Below are 21,945 nucleotides of genomic sequence, written 5' to 3'. Positions count from 1 at the left end.
GCCGGTGGCCGCAACGAACCTCTGACGTAGGTTCGTTGCACTCCCCACGAGGGATTGGAGCCGCACGTCGTGTCGACTCGTTCTCCGACTCCGTTTCGGACGTCGAAGCCCTGCTCAGCGCGCACATTCTCGCTTTCGATACGATCGATTTTCGAGCCAGGACATCAATCATCGACGACCCCTCCCGTGCGTACACGCCACCGACCGCGCAGATCCCGACATCTGCGCGCTACTACTGTTCGCGATCCATAAACATACAATAGATTTCCGCAACTTTTGTCGTGGATCACTATTGAAGAATCGAGCCTACTTCACCGACCGTTACAGCTCGCACTCTGCGGAACCATCTGGACTGGAATACTTCGCTCGAATGACACGCGGCCACTCCGAAATCCAAAACCAACCCGGTAAGCAATAATTCGGTCGGTTATCGAGCCCTAGGACGGACTATAGGTTTGTTTTACGAGACGCCACCACGCGGAGTAGTACGAACAGTCCAGCGAAAACACACAGAACTGCTTCTGGGATTCCTCCGAGCTCGGTCGCGATGGTCGTGTCGGAACGGAGTGGGATCTGCTGAACAAGCGTCTCGGGGACGAAGAGATCGGACTGCTGGATTACCTGCCCTCGGACCGAAACGGTGGCGCTGATCCCGCTCGTCGCAGCGACCACGACCGACCGGCCGTGCTCGACGGCACGAACCCGTGACATGGCAAGCTGCTGATAGGTCATTTCGGTATCACCGAATGTCGCGTTGTTCGTCGGAATCGCGATGAATTGCGCACCCGACCGAACTGATTCGGAAAGCGCACGATCGAACGCCACCTCGTAGCACGTAGCAATTCCGATCGCGGTGCCGTCAGCGTGCACAACACCATTGCCAGTGCCCGGGACGAAATACCCGGCACGATCCGCGTACTCGGAGAACAACCTGAAAAAACTCCGATAAGGCAGGTACTCGCCGAACGGCTGGATGATCTTCTTGTCGTGGCGCTCCCCTGGTCCGGCTGCGCCGTTCCACACGATTACCGAGTTGGTCGTAGTCCTGTCGTCGTTGACCAGCACGGAACCGACAAGGATGGGAGCACCGACTGCGCTCGACGCCTCCGTGATCAGAGCTGCGGCGTCGGCATTTCTGAGCGGATCGATGTCCGAAGCATTTTCGGGCCAGACCACGACGTCGGGGACTGGTTGTCTCCCCGCCTCGATATCGTCGGCCAGTCTCAAAGTTTCGCGAACATGGTTGTCGAGTACTGCTCTGCGCTGTGAATTGAAGTCGAGCCCGAGCCTCGGGACGCTCCCCTGAATCGCAGCAACTGTGATAGTTCGCTCACCGTCCTCGGCATCGTTGGACGCGAGGGTAGGGAGAAGGGCTACCGCAACGACGGACGCGGCTGCCGTTGCTGCAACGGCCGATACGAGTGTTCCCGCACTGCGACGAACGAAGACGCAGTGCGCCAGCGCTGCCAAGCCACAGCCGGTCAACGCAGTTCCGAAACTGAGCAGGGGCGCTCCTCCGATGCTGGCGAGCGGCAGTAGCCAACCATCCGGTTGACCGAATGCCAGACGGCCCCAGGGAAATCCACCGAACGGAAACGAGGATCGCGCCCACTCGAGCAGGCTCCAGGCCAGAGCGATCGACAGCGGCCACCACCGTGATCGCGACAACATCACGGCAATTACACCGAACAGGCCGATGAACACCGATTCCGCGGCGGCGAGTGCGAGCCACGGAACCGGGCCGACGTACACACCGATCCATGGAAGAAGCGGAACGAAGAAGCCGAGTCCGGCGAGAAATCCGTATCCGAATCCGCCCTTCTTCGTTGCCGCATCCGGGTGCCCGAATCGTGTCAACGAGGCGACGAGAATCGCGACGCCCACCGGGGCCAGGAACCAGAGATGTCGCGGCGGAAAGCTTGCGAACAGAAGCAGGCCGGACAGAACAGCAGCGATGGAGGTCAGCGGTACCCGCACGAGCGCCCGAGGTTCACGCGTCATGGATCACACGCCCACGGTGCACCGTACGCACGCAACGAGGACTCGGCGCACCAGGTTCCATTGCCGGAAGCGCTGGGACACCCGCTCGCGGGTCCGTGGACCACCGAGCGACGGAGTCGGCAGGGGCGCGAACGACGAGGTCCTCGGCGTCCCATACCGCGTAGCTGGCAGGCGCACCGGGAACCAAAGTGCCGGCCAGTCCGTCGCGAATTCCGCCCGCTCGCCATGCGCCGCGGGTCGCCGCCGAGAACGCTGCCCGCGGTGACACAGCGCTGCCCGGGGTCCGGTGATTCACCGCTGCTCGCAGCATCGCCCAGGGGTCGATGCTCGTCACCGGGGCGTCCGAGCCGAATGCGAGCGACACTCCGGCCGAGGCCAGTAGGGCGAACGGGTTGAGTTCGCGCGCGCGGTCCGCACCCAGGCGGTGGGAGTACAGCGCGCCGTCTCCGCCCCACAGATCGTCGAAGACGGGTTGCATGCTTCCGATGACGCCCCACGACGCGAGCAGTTCCGCTTGGGGCCGAGTCACCATCTCGAGGTGTTCGATGCGATGCCCGAGCGACGCCACCGCCGGCCCACCGACGGAGTCGACGGTGCGTTTGAGACCGTCGACCACAGCACTCACGGCGCCGTCTCCGATGGCGTGGAAACCCGCCTGAATGCCGGCCTCTGTGCAGGCTGCCAGGTGGGCCGCGATCGCGTCGACAGTCTGAAACTTCAGGCCGGTGCCCCCGTGATCTGCGTACGGCTCGGTCAGCCACGCCGTGTGGGAGCCGATGGATCCATCGACGAACAGGTCACCGCCGAGTCCGTGCGCGCCGGTCTCGTCGAGCAACTCGCGAGCGCTCCCGGCGCTCGTCACAGCCTCTCCCCAATAGCCGCGCACCTCGACGCCGTGGTCGGTGGCCATCAGCTCGGCGAAATCGACGCGTCCGGAGATGTCGGGTCCGCCGCATTCGTGCACGGCACAGATACCCTTCGACGCCGCGTGATCGAGGGCGGTACGGCGAGCCGTCGACCGCGCACCGCTACTCAGCAGTGACCTGGCTGTCGATCGGACCGCATGGTGGGCGTCGGTCGTCAGCGCGTCCTGGGGATGAAAACCGGGTGTCGACTCGGTCAGCCCGCTCGCTCGCCGCAAGGCCGTCGTACACGCGGCCGAATGCGCATCGATCCGCGCGAGATACACGACGCGGCCACCGGCAACCTCGTCCAGTTCGTCCGTCCGCAAAGGGCCGCCGTCAGCCCAACTCGAGTCGTCCCAACCGTGGCCCCAGACGACGGCCTCGTCCGATCGCTGGACATAGGACCGGACACGTTCGAGACAATCGGCGCGGGAAGTGCTGCCGCTCAGATCCAAACCGACGAGCGAGAGCCCGAGCGCAGTGGTGTGTACGTGGGTGTCGACAAACGCCGGGGCAACGAAGGCGCCTGCGAGATCCACTTCCTCGGCACCTGGGTGAAGTGCGCGACCGGTGCGGTTCTCGCCCGTCCATGTCACGACACCGTCGGTGACCGCCATGGCCGTCGCGTCGGGAGCCGCCGGGCTGTAAATCCGTCCACCGAGCAGTAATTGGGTACGCACAACTGCCAAGTCTGCCCTCAGCGGGTGGGCTTCTCGAAATCCTGTGCGTCCAACTCGATGATCCGGTGGCCGTCTGGCGTTCCTGCGGACTCCGGCACCACTTCACCGTCGATGACCGTCGGCCGCATTCGGGACGTCGTCGCAGCCACCGTCGGCATCCACCGGGCGGCGGCGAGCAGCACCAACGGTCTGACTGCCCAGCGCGTGACAGGAAGCAGTAGCAGGATGCCCAGAACCGAGGTGACGAGTCCCGGTACGAACATGGCAACCGACCCTATGGCGAAGAGCACACCATCGGCGACGGCGACGCCGGGTGCGCGTTCGCCACGACTCGCGGCACGAAGCCCTTCCATCACCCGTTTGCCCTGGACACGCACGAGGACGAGGCCGACTGCAGAACCCGCCATCAAGAGGAGAACCGTCCACAACACGCCGATCGCGCTACCGACGGCTACCAGGGCCGCGACCTCGACGATCACGTAGATAATGAAGAGAGCAAACATTGCCGTTCCTTTCGTTGCCTGTGGTGACAACGGACGGCGAGCCAGGTTTGCTCCCGAGCTCGATACGCGATCTGTAACGATCAGGTTCCGGGCTTGACGAGACCGGTCTCGTACGCGAGAACGACGGCCTGCACTCGGTCGCGTAGACCCAGTTTGGTGAGCATGCGGCCGATGTGAGTCTTGACCGTCGCTTCGGACAGAACGAGGCTCGCTGCGATCTCTGCGTTGGACAGCCCGGTCGCCAGCAGACCCATCACTTCTCGCTCTCTGTCCGTCAACGCGTTCAGCAGGTCGGGGTCGCGAACAGGGGTCGACTCTTCGGCAATGAATCGTGTCAGCAGGCGTTTGGTGACCTTGGGCGAGACCACCGCATCACCTGCCGCAACACTGCGAACGGCCGAAATCAGGTCGTCGGGTGGAGTGTCCTTCAGCAGAAATCCACTTGCGCCCGCACGTAGAGCACCGAGTACGTGCTCGTCCAAGTCGAACGTGGTCATGACGAGTACCCGCGTGGCCGAGTCCGAGGCGGTGATCCTGGACGTCGCGGTCACCCCGTCGACGCCTGGCATCCGCACATCCATGAGCACGACGTCAGGTTTCAACTCGCTTACCGCCTCAACTGCGGAATTGCCGTCGGCGGCCTCGCCGACGACGGAGATGTCGTCCTGGGCGTCGAGAACCATCGTGAGGCCCATCCGCATCAGTTCCTGATCGTCGACGATGAGAACGGAGATGGGCACCGGGACAACCTACTGCCACTCGAGTGGCAACTCCGCACGAACCCGCCACAGGCCGTCCTCCGTGGGACCTGCTTCGAGCGAACCTTGCAGGACGGCAACCCGTTCACGCATGCCCAACAAGCCGTGTCCGGTTCCCACTACCGTGCTCGTGGCCGGTCCGACTCGACTGTTGACGATGTCGACCAGAACATCCTCATCCCGGCGAATCACCTTCACGCGTGCTCGCGGTGCGTGACCACCGTGCCTGAGCACATTGGTCAGCGACTCCTGAACCAGCCGGTGCACCCCCAGGCTGATGGCCGGGCTGATGTCGTCGAGGTTCCCGGTTTGTTCGAGTTCCACGTCGAGGCCCGCCTTCGACATCATCTCCACCACCTTCGCGAGACCCGCGGTCCCGTACAGCGGCATGTCGTCGGCGTGCGGTGTCGTTCTCAGCAGGGCGACTGTTCGGCGAAGCTCCGCGAGCGCTTGTCTGCCGGTTGCCGAAATGTTCGCGACAGCCTGCTCGGCGCGGTCCGGGTCCTTCCTAATTGCGTAGGACGCTCCGTCCGCCTGAACGACCATGACGCTCACGCCGTGCGCGATGACATCGTGCAGTTCGCGCGCGATGCGCGTTCTTTCTCGCGCCACTGCCTCGTCCGCGCGGCGATCGTGGTCGTACTCCGCAACCGCCAGCCGTGCCTCGACCGCCTCGTTGTACGCCCGTCTTGCTCCGAGGAATTCCGCGGCCACCCAGGCCAACGAGTACATCAGCAGCGTGAACAGAACCGTCGAGATCGGTTCCTGCCCAAAGGCGAGCAGACCTAGAACTCCGTCGACCACCAGAGCGACGAGGTAGAGCGCTCCGTCTCGTCGACCGACGTACGCGACCAGGGTGTACAGCATGATCGGTAGAGCGACCAGGGAAGGATGAAGATTGGCGGTCTCCCCCGCCGCGTACCCGGCCGAGGTCCCGAACAGGGACGCGCTCAATACTGAAGCTGCGACGATCCGGGGATGACGCCGCCTCCACGCGATCGGCGTCGATACAGCGACGGCAACGAGCACGAACAGCGGCCAGTTCTGCATCGTCGTGTTTCCGACGAACGCGATGGCGTCGAAGATGAACAGGGCGCACGCAAGGAGCGAATCCGCCACGAAGGGTTTGCCCCTGAGCCATAGGCTGAACCTGCGCATGTGATTGAGTTTGCCGCATGACGGCGGCGGACTGGGCATTGTTGATGGTCGCTGCAGGCGCTGCGGGGTGGGTCGACGCTGTCGTCGGCGGAGGCGGCCTCATTCTGCTTCCAGCGATCCTCGTCGTCGCCCCTGGGCTGAGTGCACAGGCGGCACTGGCAACCAACAAGATGACCGCGGTGTTCGGGACACTCGCAGCAGTGGTGACGTTCTCCCGGAGAATTGCGCTCGACTGGCGCGTCATGGCTCCGGCCGGTGTCGCTGCCGCGGTCACGTCGGCGTGCGGGGCCGCTGCCGTTTCGCTGATCGACCGCGACCTGTTCATTCCGATCATCATGGTCGTTCTGGTCGGCGTCGCGGTTCTGGTGACGGCGAGACCGACGATCGGCACGGTCGCAGGTGATCACCCACCGAGCCGAAGGAAAGTTCTGACGGTGGTTTTTCTCGCCGCGGGTGGCTTCGGCTTCTACGACGGCATTCTCGGCCCCGGAACCGGCACGTTCTTCATCATCGCGTTCGCGACACTTCTCGGTACGGAGTTCGTGCGCAGTGCGGCAATGGCGAAAGTACTCAACCTGGGTTCGAACGTCGGGGCGCTCACGTTCTTCGCGATCACAGGCCACGTGCTGTGGCAGCTGGGTGCCGCGATGGCCGTGTGCAATGTGATCGGCGCTCTCCTAGGATCGCGCACTGCGTTGTCCAGAGGTTCGGGGTTCGTCAGAATCGTCCTGCTCGTCGTGGTGATCGGCATGGTTGTACGGCTCGGATGGCAGCAGTTCGGCTAACCTCGGTCCCTGTGACTCAACCGTCGGAACGACACGTCGACACGGACTTTCTCGCGCTCCCGCTGAGGGAACTCGCCGATGCGGCACTCGACGCAGCGAAGCGCTCGGGTGCCTCGCACGCGGATTTCCGCGTACACCGACTCCTTACCCAGTCACTCAACCTCCGAGACGGTGTCGTTCAGTCCGCGATCGACAGCTCGGAGATCGGACTGGCAGTGCGGGTCGTCGTCGACGGCACCTGGGGATTCGCGTCTCAATCCGAGTTGTCGGTGGCCGCCGCCGTCGAGGCAGCTCGATCGGCGACTCACGTCGCGACCGCACTGCGCGCGCTCAATCGCGAGTCGGTCGAACTCGCCGCCGAGCCGGTCTACCTCGATGCCACATGGGTATCGAGTTACGACGTCGACCCGTTCTCGGTTCCGACGACCGAGAAAGTCGATCTTCTTGCCGCTTATTCCGATGCGCTCGCGTCTGCGGAGGGAATCGACCACGTCACCGCGTCGGTTCTGCAGGTGAAGGAGCAGAGTTTCTACGCGGATCTGGCGGGCAGCAACATCACTCAGCAACGAGTACGTTTGCACCCGCAGTTGGAGGCGACCACCGTCGATCACGAGGCGGGCGCGTTCGAAACCATGCGGACGCTCGCTCCGCCGGTCAGTCGCGGGTGGGAGTATCTCGGATCGGACAGTACCTGGGACTGGGCAGACGAACTGGAGCGAATCCCCTACTGGTTGTCGGAGAAGGTGAAATCACCGACCGTCGAACCCGGACGCAAGGACTTGGTCATCGATCCGACGAATTTGTGGCTGACCATCCATGAATCGATCGGCCACGCAACCGAATACGACCGTGCGATCGGTTACGAAGCGGCCTACGCAGGTACGTCGTTCGCCACTCCCGACAAACTCGGAACGCTGAAGTACGGAAGCGCCGCGATGCACGTCACCGCCGACCGCACCGAGGCGCACGGCCTCGCCAGTACGGGATTCGACGACGACGGGGTAGCTGCGCAGAAGTGGGATCTCGTCCGCGACGGCGTCCTCGTCGGATATCAGTTGGATCGTGTGTTCGCGCCCAGGCTCGGTCTCTCGCGTTCCAACGGATGCTCGTACGCCGATTCTCCGCACCACGTTCCGATCCAGCGAATGGCCAACGTGTCGCTGCAGCCCGACCCTGTCGTCGATCGCAGCATCGACGATCTTGTTGCTCAGGTCGAGGACGGAATCTATGTCGTCGGCGACAAGTCCTGGTCGATCGACATGCAGCGGTACAACTTTCAGTTCACCGGCCAACGGTTCTTCCGAATACGCAACGGGCGCCTGGACGGACAACTGCGAGATGTCGCCTATCAAGCGACTACTACCGAGTTCTGGGGATCGATGGAACTCGTCGGCGGCGTGTCTACACGGCGGCTCGGTGGTGCATTCAATTGCGGGAAAGCGCAACCGGGTCAGGTCGCCGCCGTCAGCCACGGTTGCCCCGCGGCTCTGTTCCGCGGCGTCAACGTCCTGAACACCCGATCGGAGGCCGGCCAGTGATCTCAGGACACGAGGTGGTGGAGCGCGTACTCGGCGCCGCGGCCGTCGACGAAACGATCGTGGTGGTGACCGATTCGAGTGAAGCGTCGCTGCGGTGGGCGGGAAATTCGATGACCACGAACGGTGTTTCCACTCTGCGCCGTTGGACCGTGGTGTCGATTGTTCGCGACGTTTCGGGGGCAAGAGTAGGGACTGTCTCTTCCACGTCGGTGGACCCGGCTGACATCAGGGCCGTGGTCGAGGACTCCGAAAGCGCAGCTCGCGCAGCGGGTCTCGCCGAGGACGCGGCACCGTTGCTCACAGGTGACGGCGCTCCCGGATCGTGGGAATCGGAGTCGCACAGAACGAGTATCGACGTCTTCGACTCTCTCACAGGAGGCCTGGCCTCGGGTTTCGACGGCGCCGACACTCTGTACGGATTCGCCCATCACCAGATCGAGACGGTGTGGCTCGGTACGTCGACAGGTGTGAGAAAGCGCTACACACAACCGACGGGTTCGATCGAGATCAACGGAAAGCGCGGTGACGCAAGCGCGTGGGTCGGTGCAGGAACGAACAGTTTCGACGACATCGCTGTCGACGGGCTTCTGGGCGACCTTTCGACCCGACTCGATTGGGCGTCGAAGAGCGTCGAGCTCCCGGCCGGGCGATACGAAACCATTCTTCCGCCGTCCGCGGTGGCCGACCTGATGATCTACCTCATGTGGACCATGGAGGGACGTGGCGCGCAGGAGGGCCACACGGCCCTGTCGCGTGCGGGCGGGACTCGGATCGGCGAGAAGCTGGGCGCACTTGCCCTCACATTGTTTTCGGACCCGTCCGCTCAGGGGCTCGAGTACTCACCGTTTCTCGCCACCGGATCCTCGAACGACTCCGTCTCCCTGTTCGACAACGGAATTTCCACAGCTCGGGTCGAGTGGATCAAGGACGGTGTGATCAACGCTCTTGCCTATCCGAGATTCGCTGCCGCACAGTACGGCGCGCAGGTAACCCTGCCCGGTGACAATCTGATCCTGACCGGTGGTAACGCGTCCATCGACGACATGATTGCGCGCACCGAGCGAGGGCTGCTGCTGACGACCCTGTGGTACATCCGAGAAGTGGACCCTTCGACTCTGCTGCTGACCGGGCTTACCCGCGACGGTGTGTACTTGGTGGAAGATGGACAAGTCACCGGCGCGGTCAACAACTTCCGATTCAACGAGAGTCCACTGGATCTTCTACGCCGTGTCACCGAGGCCGGGGCAACGAGTACAACGCTGCCCCGGGAGTGGAAGGATTGGTTCACACGTACAGCGATGCCGCCGTTGCGTGTTCCCGACTTCCACATGTCCTCGGTGAGTGCTGCGCAGTAGGTGTCGCGCCTACTCGCTTGGACCTGATACTTCGAGAGCGATATTGTCCGGGTCGCGGAACTCGAGAATCGCAAGTCCGGGCCCGCCACCCTTGATCGGCTCGTGGGCAATGCCCAACCGATCGAGCGTAGCGACCGCGTCCTGCAGATCCTGGTACGAATCGACCCCGAAGCTCAGGTGGTCGAGACCGGACCGGTCCGCGTCGAACGCGTCGTCCTCCGGCGCGACGGGCCGAAGACCGAACAGGCCACCGGGGAACTTGTAGATGACCCCGCCGAAGAGGAACCAGAGCGACTTCTTCGTCTCCTCGTCCGCATTCGGGTCGTACTCGAATGCCACCTCGAACCCGAACACGTCGTCGTAGAACTTCCGTGAGGTTTCGATGTCACTGACGGTCAGTCGGACATGATGAAAATCTGTTGCTGCGATCGGCACGATGGTGCGCTCCGTTCTGGTGGCAATCTGCCACGTTGCTGGAAACTGTGCCCCGACGGTGATCCGCACGGTCGCGCGAAACACCGTCACGTACGTACCCATTAATCGGTCGCGGAATCAGCCGTGAGTGAGTGTGTTCTCACGTCGAACGATCCACCAGCGGCCGTCCTTCCGTGCGAACACGTAGAGGGCAACCATTTCGGCCGGTTTCGACGCTTCGAAATCCGACCTCGACGACCACGCTCGTTTGTTCGCGAGCGCGACCTCCGGTGTGATCGCCGCGATCGCGAAGGGCTCGTAGAACGCGGTTGCCGTCGCGAGGTACCCCGTAAGAGCGTCGATTGTCGCCCGTCGAATCGCATCTCGGCCGTCGAGGACGACACCGCTCGCATTGACGACTACGGCGTCCTCGGCGAAGTGACGTAGGGACTTCTCGACATCGTTGTCGTTGAACGCATCCTCGGTGTCCGCGACGATGGCCCTGATGACGTGCTCGTCCTGCGGCGGCAACAGTGTTGTGGCTCTGGGCGGTGTAGTTGTCATGGATCGATCTTCGAACCTCGACATAGGTCGAGGTCAATACCTGGGGCCGAAGTCGCTGGTTCGAAACTGCCTGGACATCGTCGGCGTAAGGCGGCAGTATCGGACAGCTGTGACCGATTCCGTGACCTCATTCACCAACGACGTCCGTATCCTTGTCCGCGATCTGCTCGATGGAATCTACGAACTGCCACCGTCGAGCTGGGACGAGATGGCCGGAATTCTTGCCTGGTCACGTTGGGAAACCGCAGAACATCTTGCCGACGATCTCCTTACCTACGGAGCCAGACTGGCAGCTCCGGGGTACCCACACGACATCCCGTTCGCAACCTCACAACGCAGAGCCGGCGCGCCCGACGAGTTGGTTCACGCTGGGCGCGATTCCGGACCGGAAGGGCTCGCTGCCGTGATCGAGGCAGCAGCCAACTTGTTCGTCGCGGTCGCCGAAGCGGCGTCCCCTGACATCAACCCGGCCCACGTCTTCGGTCGAACAGGAGCCGAAGGTTTCGCCGCGATGTCTGTCGTCGAACTGATCGTGCATGGTCACGATCTGTTCGCCGGCACTGGAGTCGACTGGGCGCCTGCAGATGCAACCTGCGGCAGAGTGCTGGCCAGACTCTTCCCCGATGTCGATGTCGAGAACGTCGAGTTCGACACTCTCCTGTGGGCGACGGGGAGGCTCGAGCTGCCAGGCAGAGAGCGGCGCACCGATTGGCGTTGGTACAACCAGCGATCAGACGGACCCGTCGTAGACCTGTACACCACCTAGAAACGTTGCTCGAACGTGGAGATCGGCGATCGTCTCGGGCGGAACCTCACGCGGATCGGCCGACAGAACGACGAAGTCCGCGTACTTACCGACTTCGATCGAACCCACGATGTCGTCCGAGAACAGCTGCCACGCGGCGTCGATGGTCTGAGCCCTGATCGCTTGGTCGACTGTAAGTCGCTCCTCGGGCGCAGACACTCGTCCGCTCGGGGTGGTTCGGGTAACGGCCACCGCAATATTCCGCAGCGGTTCTTCCGGCGTAACTGGTGGATCGTTGTGAAGCGAGATGCGCATACCCGCCGCGACCGCGGATCCCGCCGGCATCCACCGCCCACCATGGTCAGGCCCGAAAAGCCCGTCCACCAGCACATCTCCCCAATAGTGGATCTGATCGACGAAGAGACTGCAAGTGACTCCCAACGCCACTGCTCGTTCGAGCTGGTCTTGACGAATCGCGCCGACGTGCTCCAACCGAAGTCGGTGATCCGGGCGCGGGTTCAGCTTCAGAGCGTCCTCGTACACATCGAGGATCGTGTCGATCCCTCTGTCTCCCATGACATGACACGCGATGGGCCATCCCTGCGGAAAGTACGCGTCGACGATGTCCGTGAGTTGCTCACGCGTGTAGTTCGCGTGCCCACACGAGCCTGGTTCGACTCCGATCGATCGGGTGGCGTCGGTGTCGAGATAGGGGAACGACAGATCGATGTTGCCGATCCACGGCGAACCGTCGACCCATACCTTGATTCCCGTGTGTCGAACCATGTCGTCACCGGCGGATGGCTCATCCACTGCTGTCATGGACGGGTTGGACATTTCGTACGTTCGCAGTCGGACCGTCAGCTCCCCGGACTTACTCAGAGCAGCCACGACGGGCCCGAACTTCGGGTCGTATGCCATCTCGGAACATGTGGTCAGTCCAACTCGGTTCAACCGGACGCATTCTGCAACAAGCATTGCCGGATATGCTCCAGCCGTCATCGCGCCGGCGACCAACGGGAACACAGCGCCCGTCTCCCGCGCCGTACCGTCCAACTCGCCGTCCACGTCGCGACCGTATGCAGCCCCTTTGGGGTCGGGCGTATGCCGATCCAGGCCCAGTGATCGGGCAGCAGTCGAGTTGAAGAAGGCCAGATGCCCGGAGTTGTGCAGAATCACGAGCGATGTGTCAGGGGCAATCGAATTCAGCCACGCGAGGGATGGTTCGGGAAGTCCGACTTGCAGAAGTGCGTCCCAGCCGCTGAGGAAGGCGCCCTCGTCGCCCCGGCGCTCCACTTCGGCGCGAACAGCGGCGACGACGTCCTCGGCATCGTCGATCGTGACGGGCCGAATATCCACCATCCGGTCCGACAGAACCAGTGCTTCCATGAGCGGATGGCCGTGCGCCTCGACCAGGCCCGGCATCACGCATCCGTCACCGAGCTCGACGACACGAGTAGTGGGTCCGATCAGAGGACGGACGTCGCCCTCCGAACCTACGGCGATGATTCGCCCGTCCCGTACGGCAACGCCGCCGGCAGTGGGAAGTCCGGGGTCGACGGTGAGGACCGTCCCGATCAGGACAAGGTCGGGATCCGCAGTGTTGGGCACAGAGAAAGTATGCGCGCCGAATCGGAACTACGGTGAGGTATCGCGCCCACGCGCCACGTCAGGCTTGCACGATCGAAATGCCGATCGTCCCGGACTTACCGCGCCGCAGCGAACTGCCCGTCACCGTCAGCCAACCCAGGATTCCGTATTTCGACGAGATCGCAGACCGTGCTTTCTCCGTGCCTGCGGAGTCCAAAATAGTGGCAACCGCATCCACTGCATCGCCCTCGACCTTGCCGCGGGCCGTGCAGGGAGCGACGGTGACTGCGCTGTTTCGCCTGATGCGCTTGACTTTCCACGACTCGGTGGTGGTCCAGACCAACAGGGTGTCCCCGTCGCGCGCACCCCACAGAGGCGTCGCGACGGGAGTGCCGTCCTTCTTGAACGTGGTCAGCGAAACGTACTTTCCGTCGGCAATCTCCCGAAATGTGGCCATAGGCCAAGGGTACGGCTACTCCCCTTCCAAGTCTCCCTCGGTTTCGAGGTAGACCTGACGAAGCCCATCGAGAATCTGCGCGTCGGGCTCGGCCCACATCTTTCGCTCGGCCGCCTCCAGCAGTCGTTCGGCGATGCCGTGCAGCGCCCACGGGTTGGACTTCTGCATGAACTTCTGATTCTGTTCGTCGAGAACGTATGTCTCGGCCAATTTTTCGTACATCCAGTCCGCGACCACATCGGTCGTGGCGTCGTAACCGAAGAGATAGTCGACGGTGGCTGCCATCTCGAATGCGCCCTTGTAGCCGTGCCGCCGCATTGCCTCCAGCCACCGAGGATTCACGACGCGGGCACGGAACACCCTGGCTGTCTCCTCGGACAGCGTACGAGTGCGAACCGATTCAGGCCGTGTGCTGTCGCCGATGTACGCCTCGGGTGACTTGCCGGTGAGGGCACGAACGGTGGCGACCATGCCTCCGTGGTACTGAAAGTAGTCGTCGGAGTCTGCGATGTCGTGCTCGCGGGTGTCGGTGTTCTTGGCTGCGACGGCAATTCGTTTGTACGCGGTGCGCATGTCGTCCGAAGCCGGAATTCCGTCGAGTCCCCGCCCGTACGCGAAGCCTCCCCATGTCGTGTACACCTGCGCGAGGTCCTCGTCGCTGCGCCAGGTCTTGCTGTCGATCAATTGCAGCAAGCCGGCGCCGTATGTGCCGGGCTTCGACCCGAAGATTCGCGTGGTGGAGCGTCGCTCGTCACCGTGCTCGGCCAGGTCCGCCTGAGCGTGCGCACGGACGAAGTTCAAGTCCTCGGGCTCGTCCAGCGCGGCGACGAGGCGGACCGCGTCGTCAAGCAGTGCAAGCACGTGCGGGAAGGCATCGCGGAAGAAGCCGCTGATGCGCACGGTCACGTCGATACGCGGCCTGCCAAGTTCGTCGAGATCGATGACGGCGAGCTTCGTGACGCGTCGTGAGGCCTCGTCCCACACGGGAGAGACTCCCAGCAGCGCAAATACCTCGGCCACGTCGTCACCCGACGTTCGCATCGCCGACGTTCCCCAGACCGAGAGGCCGACCGACTTCGGCCACTCGCCATGATCCTTGCGGTAGCGGTCCAGAAGCGATTCCGCCATTGCCTGTCCGGTCTCCCACGCCAACTTCGACGGAACGGCCTTCGGGTCTACCGAGTAGAAGTTCCGACCGGTCGGGAGCACGTTGATGAGGCCGCGAAGCGGCGACCCGCTCGGTCCCGCTGCGATGAACCCACCGTCGAGTGCGTGCAGAACCTGATCGATCTCGCGGGACGTCCCTCGCAAACGCGGAACCACCTCGACGGCGGCAAATCGCAGAATATCCGCGACGGTCGATCCGTGTTCGCCTGCGACTCGATCTGCCTCGGCCGGGTCCCACTGTGTGTGTTGCATCGCAGCGACCAGTCCGTGCGCGACGGCCTCGATCGCGTCGACTCGCACGCGTTCCTCGTCGCCGTCCTCGCTGAGTCCGAGCGCCTCACGCAGTCCTGGAACGGTCTGCTCTCCACCCCACATCTGTCGGGCACGCAGCATGGCCAGTACCAGTTCGACCTCGGCATCGCCGACTGGTTCCGAGCCGAGAATGTGCAGGCCGTCTCGGATCTGAACGTCCTTGATCTCGCACAGCCACCCGTCGACGTTCAGAAGCATGTCGTCGAACACTTCCTCGTCAGGGCGTTCCTCCAGACCGAGGTCGTGATGCATTTGCGCCGCGGTCATCAACGTCCAGATCTGCTGTCGTATCGCCGGAAGCTTCGCCGGGTCGAGAGCCGAGATGTTGGCGTGTTCGTCGAGGAGCTGCTCGAGCCGCGAGATGTCGCCGTAACTCTCGGCGCGGGCCATCGGCGGAATCAGGTGATCCACGAGCGTTGCGTGAGCGCGACGCTTGGCCTGCGTACCTTCACCCGGGTCGTTCACCAGGAACGGATAGATCAGCGGCAGATCCCCCAGTGCAGCATCGGTACCGCACGATGCCGACATGCCGAGCGTCTTGCCCGGCAACCACTCCAGATTGCCGTGTTTACCGAGGTGCACCATCGCATCGGCGCCGAAGCCGCCGTCTGCGACCGGTGCCTGAATCCATCGGTACGCAGCGAGGTAGTGATGGCTCGGTGGCAGGTCCGGATCATGGTAGATCGCGACCGGCTTTTCACCGAAGCCGCGCGGCGGTTGAACCATGATGACGACGTTGCCGAATTGCATTGCGGCAATGACTATCTCCCCCTCCGGGGCGGCCGACCGATCGACGTAGAGATCGCCGGGCGCTGGTCCCCAGTGCTCTTCGACCGCTGAGGTGAGCTCCTCGGGCAACTGGGAGAACCACGACTTGTACCGTGCGGCCGATATGCGCAGCGGATTGCCTTCGAGTTGCTCCGCCGTGAGCCAGTCGGGGTCCTGCCCGCCGCGTGCGATCAAGGCATGGATCAGGGCATCACCGTCGCGGGCGGCGAGACCTGGAATCGCTTCGGGGCCGTCCAACGGTCCGAGATCGTAACCAGCGCGGCGCATTTCGGACATCAGGGCGATAGCGCTGGCAGGTGTGTCCAGCCCGACCGCATTGCCGATCCGGGCATGCTTGGTCGGGTACGCCGAGAACATCAGAGCGATGCGGCGTTCCGACGCCGGGATGTGCCGAAGCTTGGCGTGACGCAGCGCAATTCCAGCGACCCGCGCCGCGCGCTCGTGGTCCGGGACGTAGGTCGTCAACCCGTCGCCGTCGATTTCCTTGAACGAGAACGGCACCGTGATGAGGCGGCCGTCGAACTCGGGTACGGCAACCTGCGTGGCGACATCGAGCGGGGACAGACCGTCGTCGTTGTCATCCCACGTTGCTCGACTGCTCGTCAGACAGAGGCCTTGCAGAATTGGCACGTCGAGGGCAGCGAGTTCGGCTACGTCCCACGCCTCGTCGTCGCCGCCGGCCGATGCGCCTGCGGGCTTCGTGCCCCCTGCCGCAAGCACTGTGACGATCAATGCGTCGGCGGACTTCAACGTGTCGAGGAGTCCGCGCTCTGCCGTGCGCAGGGACGCGCAGTAGATCGGCAAGGCGCGACCGCCTTTGGCCTCCACAGCCGCGGAAAGTGCATCGATGTACGCAGTGTTTCCCGCAAGATGTTGAGCCCGGTAGTACAGAATCGCCACGACAGGCCCGGATGCAGGCGCCCCTGACTGCCGTTCGAGGTCTGACTGTCGTTCGAGGACTCCCCAGGTGGGAAGGTGAGCGGGTGCGAGAAATCCATGGCCCGTCAGCAGAAGCGTGTCGGACAGGAAAGCGAACAGTTGCGCGAGGTTGCCGGCCCCACCCTCGGCCAAATAGTTATGGGCCTGTGCCGCGACATTGCCCGGCACCGTCGACAACTCCATGAGCTCTGCGTCCGGGGCTTGCTCGCCCCCCAGGACCACGACGGGCAGTCCGGTGGCCAGAACGGCATCGACTCCTGCTTCCCAGGACCTCTTGGATCCCAGGATTCGGAGAACGATCACGTCGGCTCCGTCGGCGAGCCCAGGTACGTCGTCGGCCAGTAGGCGTGACGGGTTCCCCCAGCGGTAGTCCGCGCCGCTGGCACGTGCGCTCAGAAGATCGGTGTCCGACGTGGACAGCAGCAGGATCACGGGTAACGCCCTCCTTACGGGGATTTCGCGCCCCGTGTGTAGCCGTACGTGGTGGCCGAGAGGGTCTGGCTGTGACAGTGGCGCGACCGCGCCGGAATTGCACCGGCTTCCTCTCGGCCGAAGCCTTCTTCCGCGGAATGCTACCGGGTGCACGTAACATCGATGAATGGATGCCAGGGACATTCGTAGCGCCTATCTGCAGTTCTACGCGGCACGAGGTCACCACCTCATCGATCGAGCCGACCTCGTTCCTCGAGACGACCCGACCACGCTGTTCAACGGCAGTGGGATGCAGCAGCTTCTCCCCTATCTGCTCGGCACCGAGCACCCCGCAGGAACGCGGCTGACCGACAGTCAGCCGTGCGTCCGAGTTCAGGACATCGAGGAAGTGGGCGACAACCGCCATACGACGTTCTTCGAGATGCTCGGTAACTGGAGTCTCGGCGACTATTTCAAGTCCGAGCAAATTCCGTGGTTCTGGGAATTCCTCACCGAAGTCGTCCATCTCGACCCTTCCCGCATCTACGTGTCCTGCTTCTCCGGTGACGAGACGAACCACATACCCAAGGACACCGAGAGCGCTGACATTTGGGCCGACCTGTTCGCCCGGGCGGGAATCGACAACGCTCGCGTCGATCTCGGCACCGAAGAGCACGGGGGCCACGTAGGCAACGGCGGCGCACGCATCGCGTTCTACGGCGGCAAGAACTGGTGGTGCAGGGCGGGCGCCGCCGAGGCGATGCCTGTCGGTGAGCCGGGTGGTCCCGATTCCGAAGTCTTCTACCTCTATCCCGACATTTCCCACGACCCTGCGTACGGCGAGCAGTGTCATCAGAACTGTGATTGCGGGCGATACATCGAACTCGGCAACTCGGTATTCATGCAATACGTTCGGACCGACGACGGATTCGGCCCGCTGCCGCGTCGAAACGTCGACTACGGCGGCGGCCTCGAACGGATCGCTGCCGCCGCGATCGACAGTCCCGACGTGTTCCGCAGCAGTCTGCTCTGGCCGATTGTGGAGCAGGTTCAAACCCTCACCGGCAAGTCCTACGACACCCACACACGGTCGATGAGAGTCGTGGTCGATCACCTTCGCGGAGCCGTATTTCTCGCCGTCGACGGGGTACGTCCGAGCAACAAGGAACAGGGCTACGTGATGCGCCGCTTGGTGCGTCGTGCGATCAGGTTTGCGTTCGACCTCGGTGTGCAAGAGAACTTCCTGCAGAAGATCGTGCCGACGATCGCGCACCTCTACTCGGACGCCTACCCCGAGGTGACGGAACGGTTGGACGACGTCGTTGCGGCACTGGTGAAAGAGGAAAAGGCCTTTCGGCAGACCTTACGTCGGGGGCTGCGTGAACTCATCCGAATGTCCGACCAGGTTGTGTCCGGAGACGAACTGTTCGTGCTGTACGACACCTACGGGTTTCCTGTGGAGCTCAGTGTCGAGGAGGCTCACGCCAACTCGATCTCGGTCAGTGAGCAATGGAGGACCGAGTTCGACGCCAGGATGCGAGCACAGCGTGAACGCTCGCGCGCTGCGAACAAGATGCACTTGTAGCCTTAGGGCTGTGAGTTCGACCGATCCCCGAGCTGTACCCGACCGGTGTCCGGGCGCGCTGTCGACGCATCAGGCTGCGGACGGCGCGTTGGCGAGGACCCGTCTGCCCGGTGGTCGCTGCACGCCTGCGCAAATGCATGCGCTGGCCGGTGCCGCGAGGGATCTCGGCAACGGATCCATGGAGCTGACCTCCCGCGGAAATATCCAATTTCGGTCGGTGTCCGACCCCGACGAGCTTGCCCGACGCCTCGCCGGCGCGGGTCTGCTTCCGTCGTCGACTCATGAGCGAGTGCGCAACATTCTTGCGTCACCGCTCAGTGGACGCGTCGGTGGAGTCTCCGACGTCAGGGACCTCGTGCCAGAACTGGACGAGGCCGTGCGAGCCACCGCTGAATTGGCCGACCTTCCCGGACGTACATTGTTCGCCCTCGACGACGGTCGCGGCGACGTCATCGTGGCGAGTCCTGACTTCGGAGTCCAGGCCGTGGGGCCTTCGAACTATGCGTTGGTACTAGCCGGAGGGGATACGGGCGTTCGGCTGGACGAAAGCGAGGTGGTAGATCGGTTGCTCGAGTCGGCGACGGCATTCGTCCGACTTCGCGCCGGCGAATGGCGGTTGAGCGAACTCGACGACGGCCCAGCGCGTGTCCTCGAGATGATGGGACTCTCCCCCTCCGAGGCGGCCCACCTCCCGGTCGCCGTCGAGGGCGTGCCGCCGATCGGGTGGCTCACACAGGTCGACGGCCGAGTCTCACTCGGCGGTGCCCTCGCGCTCGGCACACTCGATGCTCGGCTCGCAGAGTTCGTGGCGGCGATCGACCGACCTCTCGTGATCACCCCGTGGCGCAGCATCGTCGTATGCGACCTCGAGGAAGGCATGGCCGAGGAGGTTGTCCGAGTTCTCGCTCCGATGGGAATGATCTTCGACGAAAACTCCCCCTGGATCGATGCCAGTGCCTGCATCGGATCCCCCGGGTGCGACAAGTCGCATGCAGACGTGCGGACCGACCTCACCGACGCGATCGCCGAGGGGACCATCGAACGTGGAGTGAGACAACACTGGGCCGGCTGCGATCGCCGCTGCGGCAGGCCGAAGGGTGACGTAGTCGATGTCGTTGCCGGACCGACCGGCTACCGGGTGTTCTGACGCCTGAAGGACCTGACCTATCGTGATGGTCATGCACGACTACATCCGCGACGGTGCGGAGATCTACCGCCAATCCTTCGCCACGATCAGGGCAGAGGCGGATCTGTCGGCGTTCTCGGCGGACATTGCACAGGTAGTCGTGCGGATGATTCACGCGAGCGGAGAAGTCGATCTGACCGACGTTGTCGCGGCCACCCCCAACGTCGTTCGAGCTGCACGTGCTGCTCTCCGCGACGGCGCGCCTATTCTGTGCGACGCCAACATGGTCGCAGCGGGTGTCACTCGCGCACGCCTTCCCGCCGACAACGACGTGATCTGCACGCTGTCGGATCCGTCGGTACGTGCACTCGCCGAGAAACTCGGTACGACGCGTACCGCGGCCGCGCTCGAATTGTGGGGCGATCGTCTTGGTGGCGCCGTCGTCGCGATCGGCAACGCCCCGACTGCTCTGTTCCATCTGCTCGAATTGATCGCCTCGGGTGCGCCGAAACCCGCAGCGATCGTCGGCGGACCCGTCGGCTTCATCGGCGCCGCGGAATCCAAGGAGGATCTGATCGCGTCCGGTCTCGACCTCGAGTACCTCGTTGTCCGTGGCCGCCGCGGAGGAAGTGCAATCACCGCGGCCGCGGTCAATGCAATTGCGAGCGAACAAGAATGAGCATCGCACCAGGAAAGCTCTGGGGTGTCGGCATCGGCCCCGGCGATCCGGAACTCGTCACAGTCAAAGCCGCTCGCGTCATCGGCGAGGCCGACGTCGTCGCGTTCCATAGCGCGCAACACGGGCGAAGCATCTCCCGAGCGATCGCCTCGCACTATATGCGCGACGGTCAACTCGAAGAACACCTCGTGTATCCGGTCACGACCGAAGGCACCGACCATCCCGGCGGCTATCAGGGTGCAATCGACGAATTCTACGAACAGTCGGCGACTCGCCTGGCAGGCCACCTACAAGCAGGACGATCGGTAGTCCTTCTCGCAGAAGGCGACCCGCTGTTCTACAGCTCGTACATGCACATGCACAAGCGGCTGGTGGATCGTTTCGACGTCGAGGTCGTGCCGGGTGTGACCTCGGTCAGTGCGGCGTCGGCGGCGCTTGCGACCCCGCTCGTCGAACGGGACGAAGTCTTCACGGTGCTGCCGGGAACGTTGCCCGTCGACGAACTCGCAAGGCGGCTGCGCGGCACCGATGCCGCCGCGATCATGAAGCTCGGTCGGACATTTCCGAATGTGGTCGCTGCACTGAAGCTTTCGGGCCGCCTCGATGAGGCGAAGTACATCGAGCGCGCGAGCACGGAACGGCAGCGAGTTCTCGACGTCGCAGACGTCGAGAACTCGACTGTCCCGTATTTCTCGATCGCAGTGGTACCGAGCCCATCGAACAACCGTGCCGCGAACGCATGCACCGGTGAGGTCGTCGTGGTGGGTCTCGGCCCCGGCGCCGACGAATGGACGACGGACGAGGTCCGCGTCGAACTCGCTTCTGCGACCGACCTGGTCGGCTACGTGACCTATCTCGATCGAGTAAGGCTGCAGCCCGGCCAGATTCGACACGCGAGCGACAACAAGGTCGAATCCGAGCGAGCCGCGTTCGCACTCGACCTTGCGAAGAGAGGCAAGCGAGTCGTAGTGGTGTCCTCCGGCGACCCCGGAGTCTTCGCTATGGCGGCTGCGGTGATCGAAGTTGCCGCGGAGCCCGAATGGTGCGGTGTTCCGGTGCGTGTCGTACCCGGCATGACGGCTGCCAATGCTGTCGCAAGCAGGGTGGGAGCTCCTCTCGGCCACGATTACGCCGTGATCTCCCTGTCCGATCGGCTCAAGCCGTGGGACGTGGTAGCCACTCGGCTGTCCGCGGTCGCAGCAGCGGATATGGCAATCGCCGTGTACAACCCGGCGTCGAAGTCGCGCACGTGGCAGGTGGCCGCCATGCGCGACATCGTGCTCGAACACCGCGGACCGGATACACCGGTCGTCATCGGGCGTGCAGTCGGCAGTGATGAGGAGTCCGTCCGTACAGTTCGCCTGGCGGCCCTCGATCCCGAGGAGATCGACATGCGATGCCTACTCATCATCGGTTCGTCGCAGACCGAGATCGTCCGGACCGGAAGTGGCGACCGGGTGTACACCTCGCGTAGATACCCCTGA

Annotated in this window: 18 protein-coding genes; 8 read left to right on the top strand and 10 right to left on the bottom strand. The window is 63.5% G+C overall.

All coding sequences use genetic code 11. The features are described 5' to 3' along the window. Positions 1 to 447: 447 nt before the first annotated feature. The 5 genes from lnt to D8W71_RS17205 form a co-directional block, all read right to left on the bottom strand. Positions 448 to 2,001, bottom strand: coding sequence for an apolipoprotein N-acyltransferase (gene lnt, locus D8W71_RS17225; RefSeq protein WP_121115059.1), 1,554 nt, complete (start codon positions 1,999 to 2,001; stop codon positions 448 to 450). Continuing rightward, positions 1,991 to 3,586 (bottom strand): amidohydrolase, encoded by a 1,596-nt coding sequence (locus tag D8W71_RS17220; protein ID WP_121115057.1) that lies wholly within the window; start codon positions 3,584 to 3,586, stop codon positions 1,991 to 1,993. The genes lnt and D8W71_RS17220 overlap by 11 nt, the downstream gene beginning before the upstream one ends. 17 nt (positions 3,587 to 3,603) lie before the next feature. Beyond that, entirely contained in the window at positions 3,604 to 4,089 is a 486-nt protein-coding gene (locus D8W71_RS17215; protein WP_201265114.1) for an FxsA family protein, read from the bottom strand. Positions 4,090 to 4,169: 80 nt separating this feature from the next. Then, positions 4,170 to 4,829, bottom strand: coding sequence for a response regulator (locus tag D8W71_RS17210; protein WP_121115055.1), 660 nt, complete (start codon positions 4,827 to 4,829; stop codon positions 4,170 to 4,172). A 9-nt stretch (positions 4,830 to 4,838) separates the two neighbouring features. Continuing rightward, positions 4,839 to 6,005: a sensor histidine kinase gene (locus D8W71_RS17205; RefSeq protein WP_121119422.1), complete on the bottom strand. Its 1,167-nt coding sequence runs from the start codon at positions 6,003 to 6,005 to the stop codon at positions 4,839 to 4,841. 17 nt (positions 6,006 to 6,022) lie between these two features. Here D8W71_RS17205 and D8W71_RS17200 point away from each other — a divergent pair, with 17 nt between their 5' ends. Genes D8W71_RS17200 through D8W71_RS17190 form a run of 3 tightly spaced genes read left to right on the top strand, consistent with a single transcriptional unit; the run spans position 6,023 to position 9,683 of the window. Further along, the gene (locus tag D8W71_RS17200) at positions 6,023 to 6,790 is read left to right on the top strand and encodes a TSUP family transporter (RefSeq protein ID WP_121115053.1); all 768 of its coding nucleotides are present in this window, start codon (positions 6,023 to 6,025) and stop codon (positions 6,788 to 6,790) included. After that, a complete protein-coding gene (locus tag D8W71_RS17195; protein ID WP_121115051.1) occupies positions 6,772 to 8,328 on the top strand; it encodes a TldD/PmbA family protein in 1,557 nt (518 codons plus the stop codon). Before D8W71_RS17200 ends, D8W71_RS17195 begins: the two co-directional genes overlap by 19 nt. Continuing rightward, positions 8,325 to 9,683 carry a metallopeptidase TldD-related protein gene (locus D8W71_RS17190; protein ID WP_121115049.1) on the top strand — a complete coding sequence of 453 codons (1,359 nt, stop codon included), beginning with the start codon at positions 8,325 to 8,327 and terminating at the stop codon, positions 9,681 to 9,683. The genes D8W71_RS17195 and D8W71_RS17190 overlap by 4 nt, the downstream gene beginning before the upstream one ends. A 9-nt stretch (positions 9,684 to 9,692) precedes the next feature. Here the strand turns inward: D8W71_RS17190 and D8W71_RS17185 are convergent, their stop codons facing one another. Together D8W71_RS17185 and D8W71_RS17180 are read right to left on the bottom strand one after the other, a co-directional pair. Further along, positions 9,693 to 10,118: a VOC family protein gene (locus D8W71_RS17185; RefSeq protein WP_121119420.1), complete on the bottom strand. Its 426-nt coding sequence runs from the start codon at positions 10,116 to 10,118 to the stop codon at positions 9,693 to 9,695. Positions 10,119 to 10,235: 117 nt separating this feature from the next. After that, positions 10,236 to 10,661, bottom strand: coding sequence for an SgcJ/EcaC family oxidoreductase (locus tag D8W71_RS17180; protein WP_121119418.1), 426 nt, complete (start codon positions 10,659 to 10,661; stop codon positions 10,236 to 10,238). 109 nt (positions 10,662 to 10,770) lie between these two features. On the opposite strand from D8W71_RS17180, the gene D8W71_RS17175 reads away from it, so the two are divergent. Beyond that, the gene (locus D8W71_RS17175) at positions 10,771 to 11,427 is read left to right on the top strand and encodes a maleylpyruvate isomerase N-terminal domain-containing protein (RefSeq protein ID WP_161965466.1); all 657 of its coding nucleotides are present in this window, start codon (positions 10,771 to 10,773) and stop codon (positions 11,425 to 11,427) included. Here D8W71_RS17175 and D8W71_RS17170 read toward each other — a convergent pair. Genes D8W71_RS17170 through cobN form a run of 3 tightly spaced genes read right to left on the bottom strand, consistent with a single transcriptional unit; the run spans position 11,392 to position 17,092 of the window. Further along, positions 11,392 to 13,017, bottom strand: coding sequence for an amidohydrolase (locus D8W71_RS17170; protein WP_121115045.1), 1,626 nt, complete (start codon positions 13,015 to 13,017; stop codon positions 11,392 to 11,394). The genes D8W71_RS17175 and D8W71_RS17170 overlap by 36 nt on opposite strands. Before the next feature lie 58 nt (positions 13,018 to 13,075). Continuing rightward, positions 13,076 to 13,453 (bottom strand): PPOX class F420-dependent oxidoreductase, encoded by a 378-nt coding sequence (locus D8W71_RS17165; protein ID WP_121115043.1) that lies wholly within the window; start codon positions 13,451 to 13,453, stop codon positions 13,076 to 13,078. A 15-nt stretch (positions 13,454 to 13,468) separates the two neighbouring features. Then, a complete protein-coding gene (cobN, locus tag D8W71_RS17160) occupies positions 13,469 to 17,092 on the bottom strand; it encodes a cobaltochelatase subunit CobN (protein ID WP_121115041.1) in 3,624 nt (1,207 codons plus the stop codon). 166 nt (positions 17,093 to 17,258) lie between these two features. Here cobN and D8W71_RS17155 point away from each other — a divergent pair, with 166 nt between their 5' ends. Genes D8W71_RS17155 through cobJ form a run of 4 tightly spaced genes read left to right on the top strand, consistent with a single transcriptional unit; the run spans position 17,259 to position 21,945 of the window. Then, the gene (locus D8W71_RS17155; protein WP_121115039.1) at positions 17,259 to 18,656 is read left to right on the top strand and encodes an alanine--tRNA ligase-related protein; all 1,398 of its coding nucleotides are present in this window, start codon (positions 17,259 to 17,261) and stop codon (positions 18,654 to 18,656) included. A gap of 10 nt (positions 18,657 to 18,666) precedes the next feature. After that, positions 18,667 to 19,803, top strand: a complete 1,137-nt coding sequence (cobG, locus tag D8W71_RS17150) for a precorrin-3B synthase (RefSeq protein WP_121115037.1) — start codon at positions 18,667 to 18,669, stop codon at positions 19,801 to 19,803. A gap of 31 nt (positions 19,804 to 19,834) precedes the next feature. Beyond that, the gene (locus tag D8W71_RS17145) at positions 19,835 to 20,461 is read left to right on the top strand and encodes a precorrin-8X methylmutase (protein WP_121119416.1); all 627 of its coding nucleotides are present in this window, start codon (positions 19,835 to 19,837) and stop codon (positions 20,459 to 20,461) included. Further along, positions 20,458 to 21,945: a precorrin-3B C(17)-methyltransferase gene (gene cobJ, locus D8W71_RS17140; protein ID WP_121115035.1), complete on the top strand. Its 1,488-nt coding sequence runs from the start codon at positions 20,458 to 20,460 to the stop codon at positions 21,943 to 21,945. Before D8W71_RS17145 ends, cobJ begins: the two co-directional genes overlap by 4 nt.

It is taken from the genome of Rhodococcus sp. P1Y, assembly GCF_003641205.1.
In the GTDB taxonomy this organism is placed as follows: Bacteria; Actinomycetota; Actinomycetes; order Mycobacteriales; family Mycobacteriaceae; genus Rhodococcoides.
Note: the sequence above shows the minus strand (reverse complement) of the source record. Positions and strands in the feature narration are given on the sequence as shown.